The organism is Vibrio sp. TAP-3B, assembly GCF_057784735.1.
Genome location: NZ_JBYMVR010000004.1, coordinates 61,982 through 76,934, shown reverse-complemented (window position 1 = coordinate 76,934; position 14,953 = coordinate 61,982). Strand labels below are relative to the sequence as shown.

Sequence of the window (14,953 nt, the reverse complement as noted above, 5' to 3'; positions counted from 1 at the left end):
TGTATAGTCGATAGTTGCGTTAGCTCTTAAATATTCTCAGAACCTAACAAATCGTTTTCTTTATATTGTTGCTAATAAGTTTACGGATTTAGGCGTAAATTTCTTTGATAGCGCTCTCACTTTGCTTACAAAACTTTTCGAATACTTTCGTTAATGCATTTCCATGAAAGATACTGATGAAAAAACAGGCAAAAATTCACAAGTCGAAACATTTAGGTTATTTATTAGGCAAACGTGAAAGGTATTCATGAATGCAGATACTGACCCGATGAGACATTAAATGTTGCCATTCAGGATTGGCCTTGATGACAATGATAAAAGATTAAACCTGCACAGATGTATCGAAACACAATACGTCACTTAAGATCTGTCAATTTAGGAGTTTTCATTTTTAACATATCAGGCCGATAACATTCTTTACGAATTACCTTTGATTTTTGTTCATCGTAACTAAAAATAGTGTGATATAATTACATTTATATAACAGCAAAAAGTGTGAATGATAAATGCCGTCAAGAAACCTCCCAATAAACAAGGTCAATCAAGTGACACTGTCACACTTTAAATTTCAAAAAAATGTGGAGAATAAGTGGCAAGATCAAAAAGAGAAAATTGCTCGGTTTAAGCTCAACTTTCCCGATCTTAGCGAAAGCTTTGCGCCAGAGTGGAATAATCTACCAAGCGCATTAAGTAACTTAGCCGTCTTTGATGAAAACCGTGGAGGACATAGTGTCAACACATTGAAGATGTTAGCGTTTGTGATACGTAAATGGGATGAATACTGTAAGTCGGAATCACTGTATAGCTTCCCTATCAATGAAAATATGCTGCTTAATTGGTTTAAGCTGCTCAAGCTGGAATTTAACGCCAAGGTAAACACCATCAAACAGTATCGAGCACAAATTAGCTTATTTCATAAAATAATGGGGGTAGAGGACGTCACTAAATCACCAACCATAATGAGTTTTTTCAAGTCCTTGTTAAAGGATGAAATGGAGCTAACCGGTTCTCAAGTCATAGAAGTTCAAGCCAAACCATTTCGAAAACAACACCTTAGTAGGCTTAAAACGATTTGGGATGATGAAAGTAAAGTGATCCCTTTTCGGGATTTAACCGTGTTAACCGTCGCTTACGGCACCTTGATCCGAGAAGGTGAGATCGGAAGGATCCGTAAAAAACACATTAAAATACTTGAAAATGGCGACATAAACATTGAACGTGTAACCTCAAAAACCTCGATCAGTCCAGAGCCGAAACGTCTTACGGGAAAGTTTGCAAATATTCTTCAGCGTTATTTTGACACCTTTTGCCAAACTCTTGATGAAGAAGACTACATTTTTTGTTGGTTAACAACCAAAGGCGCGAGGCCTGTGGCGTATCGCCAAACGCCAATGTCAGGTATGACAATTGACCGAATCTATCAACGCGCGCACCAAACATTAAGTGATTTAACTGATGTTTCTTCTTCAATAGGGACTCATCGCAACGTCTGGAGTGGACACTCAAGCCGGGTCGGTGCTTTGCAAGATGGTTATGCCGCTGGGTTATCACTTACCCAACTCATACAACTTGGGGACTGGAAAAGTAATGAGATGGTACTGCGATATCTAAGAGGTTTAAACAATGAACATAGCCCTAACCTTTTGCTACAGACTTAGCGAGGTCACTATAAACCTGATGAAACCTGTGATAAGTCACCGCTAGCGTTCATCTGTACTGACTCGAAAGGGCAGAGTATAACGGTAGACTTAAATTGGAGACCGATTTAGAGGTATTATTTCATTCGATTAATAAAGTTATATATCAAGAAGCATTTATCTTAAATTTAAACGTAAGTCTGCCGACCTAATGATCACTCACGGCTATCAAAATAGGAACGCCACTACTGTAATGAGGAACGGTTTGTCTTCGATTCAACGCTGGGTAACTTAAGACAAGCAGGAATGGTCGGGCAAGAAACGGCTTGGGCAATACCGTTACCGAGCTCTTCTTTAGAAGCTTGAAATCGGAGCGAGTAAACCACCGTCGAGACGAAACACGACAGCACGCCATTGCTGACATAATTGGCCACATCGAACTATTTTATGACGATATTAAAAATTGAAGAATATCTTTCCTGTACAATATGAGTTGGAGTTACTTAAAAGCTCCTAAAGCAGTCTCCAAATTTATTTGACCGTTACAAATGCAGTTCATTCAACAGTTTTAGGCCTCGGCACCGTCACTTTTGGGTTGTAAAGCGCAAAAAATGCTCTCAAAACTCTGTACTTTGCTCGCCTTGTTTCGTTCTGTTCACTCTCAGTTCTTCGCCAGTAACCAATTAATTGCTTGCGACCTATAGCGGAAAGATCTTCTGCCCCCTCGTGATGAAAAATATTGTCGATGATGGAAATGAGCCTTCTCATCTGCTTCTTCTTGTAGGTCGATTTCTTCCCTTTTGCTGAGTAAGGTAGCATGAATTGTTGAATCAGAGCATGAGTTTGATGATGCATACAATTTACCCTAAATAGTTTTTGGTAATAGAAACTCTGGCGTGGCCTAGTGTCAGTGCAATACATAAACGTACTTGCTCATCCCTCTCTTTCGCTTCACTAAGGGAAATACCGAGTACCTTTGCCAGATGCTCATGATGTTGCCGGTGTGGAATTTGGCTCTGGACCGGACTTTTAGCTCCCATTAATCGTTCGTACATCGCATTCGCGTAATGATGTCGTTCTTGATGGCAGTTCATAGATTGCAACGCCATCTCTTGATAGACCTGAGATTGATATTGTGACCATGATTGGTGTTCTGGAATAAGGCTTGATGCCTGCCCTTGGATCGCTGCGGCGCGCTGCAATACCTCAAGTTGTGACTGAGAATGAACGGGGATATCTCTGGGTCGTCCTCCTTTTGTTCCACGTTCAATGTGAATATTCTGGGCATTTATGGATTGCTTAACTGCTTGTTTCGCATCCAGTAAGCACGATTCTTTTAAACGAAGACCGAACTGTCGTTGCAACTCAAGTTGTATCCCTAATCTTTCCGAAACGCGCTTTAACGTGTTCTGATGCATTTTTAATTCTGCACTTCGGTCCTCAGTTGCAATGCCTGTTCTGGTGGGTAACCCGGCATATCTAACCCCTTCTACACGACATTTTGAATCTAATCGTGCGTTCTCTAGAGCCACATTGACGGGAGAAAGATAATTTTGTGCGGTAGATGCAGATATTTCACCACGTTCGAATCGATCATTTAAGTAACAGGCAAAAGAGTGCACATGCCCTCGTTCGACTTTTCGTAGATCTTCGATCCCATAATGTTCTCTCAAATACTTTGTAAATGAGCGCAAAGCACTTTTTACCGTTGCATTCGAGGCATATCCGTTCCCCTTAAGCTGATAAGCTGTGATCAGTGCACGTGTCGCATCTCGGCTACGCAATCCAAAATTTCGAACATTGATATTTCTTTTCATACTTGTACCTATTGAGCAGGTATTACTTTTTCTCGCCATGCTCGTCTTAAGACGTAACGTTAAGTGATTACGCACATTTAAAAAGTTGTGGTTTCAGCTTGTTGTGCTTCAAGAATGGGCTTATTGCATCCCTCTGATACCGGCGAGTTTTTGATTTTTAGCGTCAATTTGGAACATGCCCAGAGTTCGCATCAGAGATGCTCTATTGCAAACATCTCTGCCCTGGCGCCAAATGCTCTGACGTGTTTTTGAAGCGTTGTAAGGGAAAAGTGACCAAAAACGACCGACAATAATTAATGAAGGCTCAATCTAAATGATTGTTATAAAACAATTATTGTCTTTGTTTTTCGCTATTAACCTCTTCGTCTAATTTTCTGAAAATAATTTGACGACAAACACGCTGCTATTTGTTTGATTTATCCCAAGCGGGATTTTCTCCTAATACTGCTCTTTCGAGCGAACGAATAAATCTCAAACAAAAAACGTTTGGTGGAGTTTTCCTAATGAAGGGCTCTTTCGAGCGTTGAATGGTTAATGTGCCGTACCGAACGACATCGGTGTCACCTAAACGGCAGTGACGTTTTCATCGTTTTTGATGAATTCAGATTAAATTAACATGTTAATTTAATGATAAGAATGATGGATGTGTAAATATGAGACAATGGTTTGAGAAATCGAACCTGTGACACGGCGACAATTTTCAATAAAATTGTCATAAAAGCAAAAACACACCCCAAATTTTAATACACACCTTTAAAATCAAGGTATATACTATTTCCAATTCCCATCAGGAGTCAGAAATGGATACAACGCAAACTACTCAGCATTTCCAGAGCCTTAAACAAGGCGCAGATGATTACATCAAACGCAGAAATCTACGCTTATTAGCTAATCACCGAAAGGAAATTCGCAACTATACACGCGCTGAAGCCTCGGCTTACCTTGATATTGATGCTAAGACTCTGGACAAGTATGTCGCCGCGACAGGGATTGATCCTCGTCGTCATCAAGACTCTCAATGGTCAATCGATATCTCAGAAATGTATCGAGTCCGTGAACTATTACCAGAAAGCTTACGTAAAGAACCTAAATTTGAACGTAGTGAAAAACAACAGACTCAAGTCATTGTTATTCAAAACCAAAAGGGTGGTGTAGGAAAAACCGTTTCAGCCGCGACCATAGCTTCGGGTTTAGCGACCGAATTTCATCAAGAATATCGTGTTGCTCTTATTGATATGGACGGGCAGGCTACGCTATCGATGTATTACTCACCAGAAGCAGAGAAAGAAGGTGAGTTATCAGTCGGCGACTTGATGATGGGCCAATTTGACCTAGATGAAGGGGAAGCACTCGATCAAGTTTATTCTAACGCCTTTTTACCAACAACCATCCCAAACCTACGTATTTTGCCTGCGGCACAAAGCGATCGAGCGATGGAGGGATGGTTCCATGAGCAAGTCTTTAGTCATAAGTTAGCTTCTCCCTACTCACTTTTGAGTGACATTATTGATAGCGTAAAAGACGAGTTCGATATCATTATCATCGACACGCCCCCATCTTTAGGTTACGCCACGTTTAATGCCTACTTCGCCGCGACCAGTGTAGTCTTCCCGCTGTCGATCACTGAAAATGACATCGACGCGACTTGTTCCTATTTCAGCTATATCCCTCAAGTGTGGGCGCTCCTGCAAAATGCCAGTCATCAAGGCTATGATTTTATGAAAGTTTTGCTCACGAATCATAGAGACAGCTCCACCACAACGGAATTAATGAACAGCCTCTACGATTACTTTAGTCCTTACCTCTACTCTAAAGAGTTCAAACATAGCGAAGCGATTCGTCAATCCTCTTCGCTACTTTCGACCGTGTTCGATATGTCTAAGAGCGAATATCCGAAAAGTAAGGCGACATTCCAAACAGCTCAACAAAACGCATATGAAGTGACAAGTCAAATACTGAGAGACATCCTAAACGTTTGGCGTGAACAGGAGGGCAAATAATGGCGAAAAAACGTGGTGGAAATCCACTTGGCAATGCACCTGGCTCAGCAGAAGCACAACAAACCGCAGCAAAAGCGAATTTAACGACGTTAACACAGCAGTTAAGCGCTGAAATTGAAAAAGCAGGCGAAAGTGCAGCCGAGTTTCTTAAAAAGCAGTTCGGTATAGAGTCCGTAGGACAAAGCGTTGTATGGCAACTGGCATCAGGTAATCAAGCAACATTCAACGAAGTGAGCTTGTCATTTGAACAGGCTCGCGATGAAACAATCGTCACCTTTGATGTTAACGGTCGCGATCAGTCACTATTAACCACAGAGTCATTGGCCGATCTCAGTTCGATGGAGTATCAACAGTTCTACCCTGCTGTTGGTCACCAAGTGGATGGAAAAATCGATGTTCTTGATGGCTCGCGTCGCCGTGCATGGTTTCTCTTACAGCAGGGACGTATAGAATCATTCCGCATTTTAGTGACGCAAGATGATATATCCGTCTCGGACGCCAAAGCACTGGCGAAACAATTACAAACCGCGAAAGAACACAATCTGCGTGAAATAGGTAAGCAGTGCTTAGCGATTAAAGCCTCCAATGAAGAACTGACGCAAGCAGACATTGCCAAGCAAGTGGGATTAAGTCAGGCAGGAGTAAGCAAGGCAATCAAAGCGGCGAGTGTCGATGATAGACTCGTTAAGTTGTTCCCAATTGCTAATGCCCTCTCCCACCCCGACTATACTCTCCTTGATAAGGTGATGAGAGTTTGTCAAAACGATGATCAACTTGGTGGACTTGTAAGTAATATTGAGAAAAAACTTGTCAATATTCAGACTGAATATTCGATAGAAGAGCAAAAAGAAGCCATTATTGCGTCTATTAAATCAGAGCTAAAAATTGTCGAAGAAAAGCACGCCGCAAATAAAGCCGAAATCACACCGCTTGCCCAGTTCGATAGTAAAGGTATGTTCGCACGTAAGCGAGTAAAAGGACGCAATTTTTCCTACGAATTTGGTCGCTTATCTAAAGAGATACAAAACAAACTCGACACTGCGATTAACAGGGTCTTGAAAGAAGAAATGTAGGTTTGATGACAAAAGATTAAATCGGTCTCAGGTTAGTGAACAAACAATTTCGGAGAATTTTATTCTCCGAAATAATCTCAATATTAATGTGCGATCATGATATTTCACACCGTTATCATAAAATGAGTTTCCTACGTTACTCAGTTACAGCCATTTCCTAGAAGTCATGTCATCAGTGCTTGTCTCCCTAAATTCTTTCTTTACTTATATTAATAGAGAAACAATAGACATTGATTTCGTTGATAAAATTTTCCATTACTGTAGACACCATCTTTCAAAAGTGAGCACAACTTAATTTAGAGAGATTTACCAGTAAATAATATGCTTAACAAGAATTTAAAAGCGGATTGTCAACACTTGGCATTTTCGTTTTGCTTCAGCTTAAGTGTTTACGGCACAATGCTTTAAATGTAGTGGTCTGCGTTGCTCACCACTTAATGCGGCGTTATGATTCTCTCTCAAGTTGGTAGGGAGTAAACCGCAAATCTGATAAAATCTAAGTCTTCCAGTAATCACGTTGATAGCACTGGATTTACCTAAGACTAGGAACTATTTTGACCAATAATGATATTTTACGCCGTGTACGTTATACATTCGATTTAAAAGACAGCGTAATGGCTGAAATCTTCTCTTTAGCAGACTTAAATGTGACGGATGAACAAGTCACTAGTTGGCTGAAAAAAGAGGACGATGAATCTTTTGTCGAACTTAGCGATACAGAGTTAGCTGTATTTCTAAACGGTTTTATCAATTTCAAGCGTGGCAAACGCGAAGGTGAGCAGCCTAAGCCAGAAGAGAAGTTAAGTAATAATATCGTATTCCAAAAGTTGCGTATTGCTTTGAACTTGAAAGCCGAGGATATTCTCGAGATTTTGCAACTTGTCGATTTTCGTTTAAGCAAGCATGAACTGAGTGCATTTTTCCGTAAGCCAGAGAATAAGCATTACAGAGAATGCAAAGACCAAGTTCTTCGAAACTTCCTACTGGGTCTTCAGAATCAGTTGCGTCCAAGCGGTGGTGAGTCCGAATCATAACAAGAGACTATGGCGTCAATAGTTAATTTTTGGCGCTATCTTTATCCCACATCACACCGTCTCTTAACATCGAATTTAAGGTCACAACCATCTTTCCCATATAGGCAACTATCGCTACTTTCTTCGGTTTTCCTGCCGCAAGTAATCGTTTATAAGTTGCCTTAAAAGCAGGGTTACATTGGATAGCCGACATCATCGCCATATACATAACAGTCCCGTCCTCCTTTTATCATCCGCTTGCCTTTAAAGCGGTCACTTTCTCTTTTTATTGGTGCGACACCAATGAGAGAGGGGCTTGCTTGTTAGTGATAAAGCCCAACTCGGCCACATTACTAATTAAGGAGGCCTCAAGGACTTTGCCAACGCCTGACATACTTTGAAGAATAGTATTTTTGGCTTGATACTCAGGACAGCTATCAATCAATTTCGCTATCTTTACTTCTACTTTTTCAACCTAATTTTTCAGAGCGGTAAGGATGGGGGGTAATATTTGTAGTCGATTTCTTTCCATGGTTTGCATGGTGAATAGTTGGTTGCGCCTTGTGACTAAATCACTCATCAGACGTATACTTTCGCTTTTTAGCTTGGTCAGTTCGGGCTGAACACGCTCGGCATAATGTGCGATGAGAGCTACATCTAAACGGTCGTTCTTAACTCGTTGGACAATGGCAGCGGCAAACCTTTTAATGCGTATTGGATTAGCAATAACATAAGGGAATTTTTCTCTATCACAAGCGAGTATAAAGGGCATTTGCTAATCGACCTGTCGCTTCCGATAACGACGCGTTGAAATTTGTGCTTGGTGATGGTTTTAATGGCTTCTCTTATACCTTTCTCGTTATTAAGAACTGTGAAGTAAATATCGAGAGGACGGATGTAAATGTCTAATTGTGACTTACCAGTATCAACGCCGACATTAATGTTTTGAAGTGTGTTTGATTCATAATAATCTAACTCTTGTTTGCAAATGCGGGCTCGAGCCCCAGAAGACTATTCGAGTGTGGTGCTTGGAGTTCTATCTGGCGTTCGTACTTGTTATCGGTCTCTCGATAGAGGAACCAGCATTTAATCGAACTACCAGATAGAAGAACTTTAGTTGTAGTTAAAGTCCGGGTCTCACCTTACCCGATTGGAGTTCTTATTATCCATAGAAAGTATTTAAGAGCGACTCCCAACGCTTGGCATTTGTCATTCCATCGTTGGGTTTTGTGTTTAAGGTGGTATGGTTAGGCTTCGTGGTAGTTTTTCTCACACCTTAATGCGGCGTTATATGCTTCTCGAAAAATCATAACGTAGTGTAGAATTAGGGTTTTAAAACATTGGAAATAAGCATGTCTAAACTTGTGCGACAACAAATCGGAAGTATCGCTCTAGTTGTTAAAAATTATGATGATGCTATTGAGTTCTACACTCAAAAACTTCAGTTTACAGTGACCGAAAATACTGATTTAGGCGGTGGCAAACGTTGGGTTCAAGTTTCTCCTCCAAATTCTAATGGTACGAATCTACTTTTGGCTCAAGCTAGTACCGAAGAACAGACCCAAGCAGTAGGTAATCAAACTGGTGGTCGTGTTTTCTTATTCCTACAAACGAACGATTTCTGGGGAGACTACGAACTAATGAAGGCAAATGGCGTTGTATTCAATGAAGAGCCACGAGTTGAATTGTACGGGACAGTAGCGGTGTTTCAAGACCTATACGGTAACAAGTGGGACTTACTACAATTAAACAGCGTAACCAAATAGCACGCATACAAACTCTTTAGAGTGATTCGCAACGCTTGGTGTTTGCATAATTGCAAGTTGCACCATGAGTAAAAAGGGTATAAGTTTTACTCATGGTGAGATTTGAATTTGATGAAAACAAAAGCAGGTCAAACTTTGAGAAACATGGAATTGATTTTTATACCGCTCAAGGTTTGTGGAATGACTCTGATCTCATTGAGATTCCTGCAAATACAAGCGATGAACCTAGGTATTTGGTCATAGGTATGTTGAATGGTAAGTATTGGTCTGGTGTCATTACATATCGTGGTTTAAATATTAGGATCATCTCAGTCAGACGTTCACGAAAAGCGGAGGTGAACTTATATGAAAGCGCATGAGTTTGATGCCAAGTTTGAAAGTGACGATGACATTTTAGGTGACTTAGATTTATCTAAAGTTAAACGTCCAATGCAAAAGCAGAAGCGAGTAAACGTCGATTTCCCAGCATGGATGTTAGAGTCGCTAGACCGTGAGGCTAGTCGAGTAGGTGTTACGCGGCAGTCAATTATTAAGATTTGGCTAGCTGAAAGACTTGAAAATGTAGCTCGTAACCACACTGAAAACTAAACGGCTAACAAGAGACTATGGCGTCAATAGCTAATTTTTGGCGCTATCTTTATCCCACGTAACACCATCTCTCAACACCGAGTTGAGTATCACAACCATCTTTCTCATGCAGGCAACGATGGCAACATTTTTGGGCTTTACTGCCACAAGTAATTGTTCATATTTGGCTTTGAAAATGGGGTTACACTGGATTGTTCTGATCCAGATGGACACTTCATTAAGCGACATTTTACTGTTCAAAGTTAACAGGGCTTAGATACCCAAGAGCACTGTGCCTTCTCGTCCGATTTTAATCAACCTTAATGTACTCGAAGACCGTTTGATGCATCTCGTCTCTGGTCATAATCGACTCATATTGGATCGCTTCAACTTTCATTGAATGGAAGAAACTCTCAACACAAAAGTGTCCCAACAGTTTCCTTTCCTGCTCATACTTTGCTTTATATTATAATCAGTTATGAGGTTTCGATAGTCTTTTTAACAATACTGACTACCTCGTTCACTGTGAACGATAACCTGCTCAGGGAATCCACGACGGAACAAGGCCATTGATAGTGCATCACAGACCAGCGTAGCAGTCATTCGGGTATCCATTGACCAGCCAATTACTTGTCTTGAGTAAAGCTCAATGATTACAGTCAGCCTTCATTTGTCGCAATATAGGTGATATCTCCCGCCCACTTTTGATTCAGAGCCTCCGCGTTAAAATCTTGAGCCAGTAGGTTGGGAGTGACTGGCATTTTATGCTAGATATCCGTCGTACATTTAAACTTGCGTGCCGTTTTTGGCGTATGGCCTCGCGCTGGGTGGTCTTGTAACGATGCTTAATCCAGTAATAAAATCCACTTAGTGAAACTTCGAACACCTTAGCCATGCGGACAACATTAAAGCACAGCAGGTGTTCGAGCATAAATTCAGAGGAATGAATAATACGTTTTTTCTTGCTTGTCATAGTTCACCTCGTTAGTAATTGTACTCACTTAACTCGGTGTCCAAGACTGCTAGTGCGGATCACTGATTAATCTAACCCGTATTTGGCAACTGTAAGCACCGATTGATCACCGGCTTCAATCACGCCAACAAAACACTTCCTCTTAGTTTAAAAGCTGGAAACCGGAAGTCGCTCAAACCGCCAAGGTAGTGTCAATTAAGTTTACCGATAGAGCGTGAACTGGCAGAAAGTAGAATTGATATTCGAATGCTAGGAGAGTCACTGACCACTTTCTTTGCTCTTACCGTAATCGAGTTCTACCTCATTCTTATATTATTATTCCAAAGCTGCGGGCAATCGAACCCGGTATTGCTGTCGATAACAATGGGCTAGATTGGGGTGGTGCGTAGACACTTAGGGATGGAGATCGATTTAACCATTCCGAGCGTGGTGAGCTTTGTCACACTGACTAGTATTGTGGGCATGGTGTACTCCTTATCTTGGATAAGTTTGGGTTGGCAAGACAGCGAAGTAACATTGTAATATTAAAAAGACAAGCGTTCTTGATTATCTTTTTTTATTTTTCGACCCTAATTTTTATATAGGGTTTCTCCTATGTGAAACTAGACAAGTTAAGCTAACAAAACAAAGTGATCCAAGCTTTGTTAAAATAATTATGGAATTATTTGTCAATATTCAGGCTGAATAATGATAACTTTCAATGGGATAAACACAATCTAGTACAAATCGTCTACCCTATAAGAATCAAATTCCGATTCATACACATTATGTTCAAGCATAGAAACAAGTAAAAATATTAACGTGAAAGAAGTATCTCTGTTGTGTCATTTTAAATGACACTATTTAGGTGATCAGTTTATCTAGTACCTAAAATACGTCATACTTAACTAAATAGTGTCATCTATGGACTTGGTTAAATGAGTTATAAAGAGTGTTTTTACCCTGTTGTAAGCGACAACTTACCTAAACACATTAAGAAAGGTCATCAATTAGTTTTTAGCCGACAAGACCTATCTGCAAGAGAAGCGGATATGTTTGCTTTGATGATAGCGCATATGAAAGCAACGGATTGGGATCAAACCACTCCTAGTTATGAATTTACTTCTCACCAGCTATCAGAATGGTTAGGGGTGGAATCAAAACACGTTGGTAGTAACTTAAGTCCTGTAGCTAACCGTCTCGCAAGTAGAAAAATAGGCATAAAATTCGAGACCTCGAAAGGAGACACAGAGTTCGATTACCGACCACTTTTTAAGCACCTTGCTTATAAGAATGGTGTACTTACCATGGTGCCTAACGACATGCTTAAATCAGAGTATATAGAGTATAATCAAGGCTTTGCTCTAATCAATACACGTAATTTCTTTGATGTTAAAAAGGAATACTCCAAGCGTTTATACGAACTCCTCAGCCGCTTCAAAGATAGAGGCTTTGAAATGCATATACAAAAACTGAGTGAGCTGAAAGGCGTGTTTGGCCTCCTTGACGAAGCTGGAAAATTGAAGAAAGATAAAAGCTCATTCAAAAATAATAGTGTATTTATGAAACGCTGCATTCGAGAAAGTATTACAGAACTTTCCGAACATCCTCAGATCAGCAAAGAACTTCTTTTTTTAGAAGGAGAACAAGGACACAAAGGCTTTGAAGTCATTAAAAAAGGACGAACAATAACGGGAATTAAGTTTCTATTTCGCTGGATAAAACTGGGAACTGTTGATGAATTAAATCAACATGATGCATTAAAAACCATTCGAGAACTTGAATTAAAACGACTACAAAATCAAGTCCGTCTTAGCGAGACAGAGCTAGAAGCGTTAACTATAGCATACCGATATATTGGTAAAGAAGAACATGCCCTGAAAGTAGAAGAAAGCTTATCAAAAAGGCATCTCAACCAAGATGAACCGAAAAAAGAAGACGAAATTGATTCATTAATTAACAAAATCGAGACACTTTCGCAACTAAGTGACAACCCTGATTACTAATGCAATACACATTTTAGGTGCTAAAGCATTATGCAGACCTAAAAAATGTTACTTATAGGAAATTCACCATACATGTAATGAATCAAAAGACTGATAAAACTAAATATGTCTGCGTAAATGGGAAAACACCTAAATAATGTTACTTATAGCCCTAATATAAGATCATAAACACCTAAGATGTGTCATCATGTCACCTAGAAAAAGATCATAAACACCTAAGATAGGATCATAAGGACCTTAAAAGTATCACATAAACGCCTAATATATGATCAGAAATTTAAATAAAAACCATATTAATCAAAGACTTATAGTTTCTATAGTTTTTATAGTTTTATAGATAAAATAGTATTATATAGTTAAATATAGATCCTTATAGTTGTTGTGGATAACTGGAAAATCAAAGATTTACACAGTTATCCACAACAACTATAAATTCATTTTTCCTTTATTAACCAAACAAATGCTCAAAAAAAAATAATATTTAATTTCATACAAGTAAATTGGCAAAGTAGCTGAGAGCAGCACAACGGCGCTGTTGTTATTCCATAAACTTTACTTAAATTGGTCACCGATTAAGATTTCGCTAGCGGCATCCCCGTTTCTCTGTGTAATAACAGAAGAGTTAAACAATCAAGCGCGTCGATAAGCGCCAGCTGTAAAAGCCAATTTATTAAAGCCCTTTTTCGATAGCAACAGACAACGTACCCACAGCATCCTTTTCTCCATCTTTGAGCATGTCTCGAATTTTGGACAGCTGTTTCAAAATCGCTTTCAGCTCGTCTCTAACGGGAATTAAGCGTTCATTCAATGAGTTGGGTAGGTAGCGGTGCAAAAACCTCACTGTGCCGTTTTCAGTGCCGTTTTCCTTGTTATATATCACCTCACATCAAAGCATTAACGCATTCATATAATCAGACAGGTGTTTTAACAATTCTTTTATCGTGTCATTTGCTAATTTGCCTTCATCACCAAACAAAGCGATTATTATTTATCAAAGGGGCAAACGTATTCAAACCTCACCAAAACCTTGTACACCGAAATATCCAGCTGACTCATCACGTACGATACTTGGTAATTGATGCGCTTCATCGAACACGTACATTGCATCTTCTGCCGAAGGTAGTACTTAGCGCCAGGTCCGCAGCAACTAGAGCATGATTCGCTACAATAATAATGTCGTCATTAGTTGGTTGGAAGGAAAATAGTGCAGTCTCTTGCTCTAATTTAAGTGTTCTTGTCATTGATCATAAACAGAGGTAAGTATTTGTTAACAACCTACTCCTGTCCCTGCTTCACATACCGCTATTGGACTACCATCACATTTCATATTGCAGGATTTGTCGAATGTTATTGAGCATTTCTCCAAGTCTTAACCAAGCGTAACCCGATGTATTTAAATGCAAGATCCAAAAGCAAAGTTTTTCGAAAACGACCTCAACGACAACGGAACATATTCTCAATATGTTTTGTTGTTGTTGGGGCATCAAGCAGAACTCATTCTGCGAAGATATAAATCTATAAGACCTTAAAGGTCTTATAGATCCTTAAAGATCCTAGAGAGCGCACGTTTACTATATAGTTTGAGTTACGTGATATACAGTTTGGGTTACGTTGCTATATAGTTTGGGTTACGAGGTATAGAGTTTGGGTTACGTTACTATATAGTTTGGGTTACGATTGCTATGTAGTCTGGGTTACAAATCAAGAAAACGTATATAGTTTAGGTTACACTTGTGTGAGTCTGTGGGTAGTTTGGGTTACACTACGTAACTTGAGCAGTTACTAAATCCATGATTTATAAAGTTTGATCATTGTCACAGTGGCGAAGATGGTGAATTTTTTTTGGTATTTAGTAACTCAAACTCCATATACTAAGTTAATTTTTATGAATGAATTAAAAAATAATCTAGAAGTTACCATTCAAGAGCTAAGAGCAAACAGCTTTATATCTTCTCTTTTGTATTCGCGTGCAGCGATCTTCTATCCGGCCAATAGATTAACTAAAGGTATGGAAAAAAAACTCATTGAGGTTGCTGAATCGGGGGGACAAATCCTGAAAATCCACTTGGGTCTACTGTCATCAAATCCTACGGAAAAAGATTAGAAGTGAATTTACATGGTG

At 39.6% G+C, this 14,953-nt stretch carries 12 protein-coding genes and 3 pseudogenes; 9 read left to right on the top strand and 6 right to left on the bottom strand.

Translation table 11 applies throughout. The features are described from left to right. Positions 1–545 precede the first annotated feature (545 nt). Entirely contained in the window at positions 546–1,658 is a 1,113-nt protein-coding gene (locus AC3D28_RS20230) for a tyrosine-type recombinase/integrase (protein ID WP_488536862.1), read from the top strand. Between the two features lie 534 nt (positions 1,659–2,192). Here the strand turns inward: AC3D28_RS20230 and AC3D28_RS20225 are convergent. Both AC3D28_RS20225 and AC3D28_RS20220 read right to left on the bottom strand, forming a co-directional pair. After that, a complete protein-coding gene (locus AC3D28_RS20225; RefSeq protein WP_488536861.1) occupies positions 2,193–2,492 on the bottom strand; it encodes a hypothetical protein in 300 nt (99 codons plus the stop codon). 5 nt (positions 2,493–2,497) lie between these two features. Next, complete coding sequence (locus tag AC3D28_RS20220; RefSeq protein WP_488536860.1) at positions 2,498–3,454, bottom strand: integrase domain-containing protein; 957 nt, start codon at positions 3,452–3,454, stop codon at positions 2,498–2,500. Positions 3,455–4,254: 800 nt separating this feature from the next. Here AC3D28_RS20220 and AC3D28_RS20215 point away from each other — a divergent pair. The 3 genes from AC3D28_RS20215 (at position 4,255) to AC3D28_RS20205 (ending at position 7,561) form a co-directional block, all read left to right on the top strand. Next, complete coding sequence (locus AC3D28_RS20215) at positions 4,255–5,454, top strand: ParA family protein (protein WP_488536859.1); 1,200 nt, start codon at positions 4,255–4,257, stop codon at positions 5,452–5,454. Next, entirely contained in the window at positions 5,454–6,527 is a 1,074-nt protein-coding gene (locus AC3D28_RS20210; protein WP_488536858.1) for a ParB family protein, read from the top strand. The genes AC3D28_RS20215 and AC3D28_RS20210 overlap by 1 nt, the downstream gene beginning before the upstream one ends. A 554-nt stretch (positions 6,528–7,081) precedes the next feature. Beyond that, complete coding sequence (locus AC3D28_RS20205; protein ID WP_488536857.1) at positions 7,082–7,561, top strand: YehS family protein; 480 nt, start codon at positions 7,082–7,084, stop codon at positions 7,559–7,561. Positions 7,562–7,583: 22 nt separating this feature from the next. Here the strand turns inward: AC3D28_RS20205 and AC3D28_RS20200 are convergent. Continuing rightward, a pseudogene (locus tag AC3D28_RS20200) lies at positions 7,584–8,530 on the bottom strand (IS110 family RNA-guided transposase). A gap of 362 nt (positions 8,531–8,892) precedes the next feature. On the opposite strand from AC3D28_RS20200, the gene AC3D28_RS20195 reads away from it, so the two are divergent. The 3 genes from AC3D28_RS20195 (at position 8,893) to brnA (ending at position 9,894) form a co-directional block, all read left to right on the top strand. Continuing rightward, a complete protein-coding gene (locus tag AC3D28_RS20195; protein WP_488536856.1) occupies positions 8,893–9,306 on the top strand; it encodes a VOC family protein in 414 nt (137 codons plus the stop codon). 92 nt (positions 9,307–9,398) lie between these two features. Continuing rightward, positions 9,399–9,665, top strand: a complete 267-nt coding sequence (locus AC3D28_RS20190; RefSeq protein WP_488536855.1) for a BrnT family toxin — start codon at positions 9,399–9,401, stop codon at positions 9,663–9,665. Then, positions 9,652–9,894 carry a type II toxin-antitoxin system BrnA family antitoxin gene (brnA, locus tag AC3D28_RS20185; RefSeq protein ID WP_488536854.1) on the top strand — a complete coding sequence of 81 codons (243 nt, stop codon included), beginning with the start codon at positions 9,652–9,654 and terminating at the stop codon, positions 9,892–9,894. Before AC3D28_RS20190 ends, brnA begins: the two co-directional genes overlap by 14 nt. Before the next feature lie 30 nt (positions 9,895–9,924). Here brnA and AC3D28_RS20180 read toward each other — a convergent pair. Together AC3D28_RS20180 and AC3D28_RS20175 are read right to left on the bottom strand one after the other, a co-directional pair. Next, positions 9,925–10,086, bottom strand: a pseudogene (locus AC3D28_RS20180) (IS110 family transposase); the annotation flags it as partial. A gap of 100 nt (positions 10,087–10,186) precedes the next feature. Then, a pseudogene (locus tag AC3D28_RS20175) lies at positions 10,187–10,837 on the bottom strand (IS3 family transposase); the annotation flags it as partial. 926 nt (positions 10,838–11,763) lie between these two features. Here AC3D28_RS20175 and AC3D28_RS20170 point away from each other — a divergent pair. Continuing rightward, positions 11,764–12,831: a replication initiation protein gene (locus AC3D28_RS20170; protein WP_488536853.1), complete on the top strand. Its 1,068-nt coding sequence runs from the start codon at positions 11,764–11,766 to the stop codon at positions 12,829–12,831. A 670-nt stretch (positions 12,832–13,501) separates the two neighbouring features. On the opposite strand, the gene AC3D28_RS20165 is transcribed toward AC3D28_RS20170, so the two are convergent. After that, on the bottom strand, positions 13,502–13,711 hold the full coding sequence (locus AC3D28_RS20165) for a hypothetical protein (RefSeq protein WP_488536852.1): 210 nt from the start codon (positions 13,709–13,711) through the stop codon (positions 13,502–13,504). Positions 13,712–14,716: 1,005 nt separating this feature from the next. On the opposite strand from AC3D28_RS20165, the gene AC3D28_RS20160 reads away from it, so the two are divergent. Continuing rightward, entirely contained in the window at positions 14,717–14,935 is a 219-nt protein-coding gene (locus AC3D28_RS20160) for a hypothetical protein (RefSeq protein ID WP_488536851.1), read from the top strand. Positions 14,936–14,953 lie beyond the last annotated feature (18 nt).

Excerpts from the sequence above, each read along its gene's own strand:
- AC3D28_RS20225 (WP_488536861.1), bottom strand. The coding sequence starts at position 2,492 with ATGCATCATCAAACTCATGCTCTGATTCAACAATTCATGCTACCTTAC.
- AC3D28_RS20220 (WP_488536860.1), bottom strand. The coding sequence starts at position 3,454 with ATGAAAAGAAATATCAATGTTCGAAATTTTGGATTGCGTAGCCGAGAT.
- AC3D28_RS20215 (WP_488536859.1), top strand. The coding sequence starts at position 4,255 with ATGGATACAACGCAAACTACTCAGCATTTCCAGAGCCTTAAACAAGGC.
- AC3D28_RS20210 (WP_488536858.1), top strand. The coding sequence starts at position 5,454 with ATGGCGAAAAAACGTGGTGGAAATCCACTTGGCAATGCACCTGGCTCA.
- AC3D28_RS20195 (WP_488536856.1), top strand. The coding sequence starts at position 8,893 with ATGTCTAAACTTGTGCGACAACAAATCGGAAGTATCGCTCTAGTTGTT.
- AC3D28_RS20190 (WP_488536855.1), top strand. The coding sequence starts at position 9,399 with ATGGTGAGATTTGAATTTGATGAAAACAAAAGCAGGTCAAACTTTGAG.
- brnA (WP_488536854.1), top strand. The coding sequence starts at position 9,652 with ATGAAAGCGCATGAGTTTGATGCCAAGTTTGAAAGTGACGATGACATT.
- AC3D28_RS20170 (WP_488536853.1), top strand. The coding sequence starts at position 11,764 with ATGAGTTATAAAGAGTGTTTTTACCCTGTTGTAAGCGACAACTTACCT.
- AC3D28_RS20160 (WP_488536851.1), top strand. The coding sequence starts at position 14,717 with ATGAATGAATTAAAAAATAATCTAGAAGTTACCATTCAAGAGCTAAGA.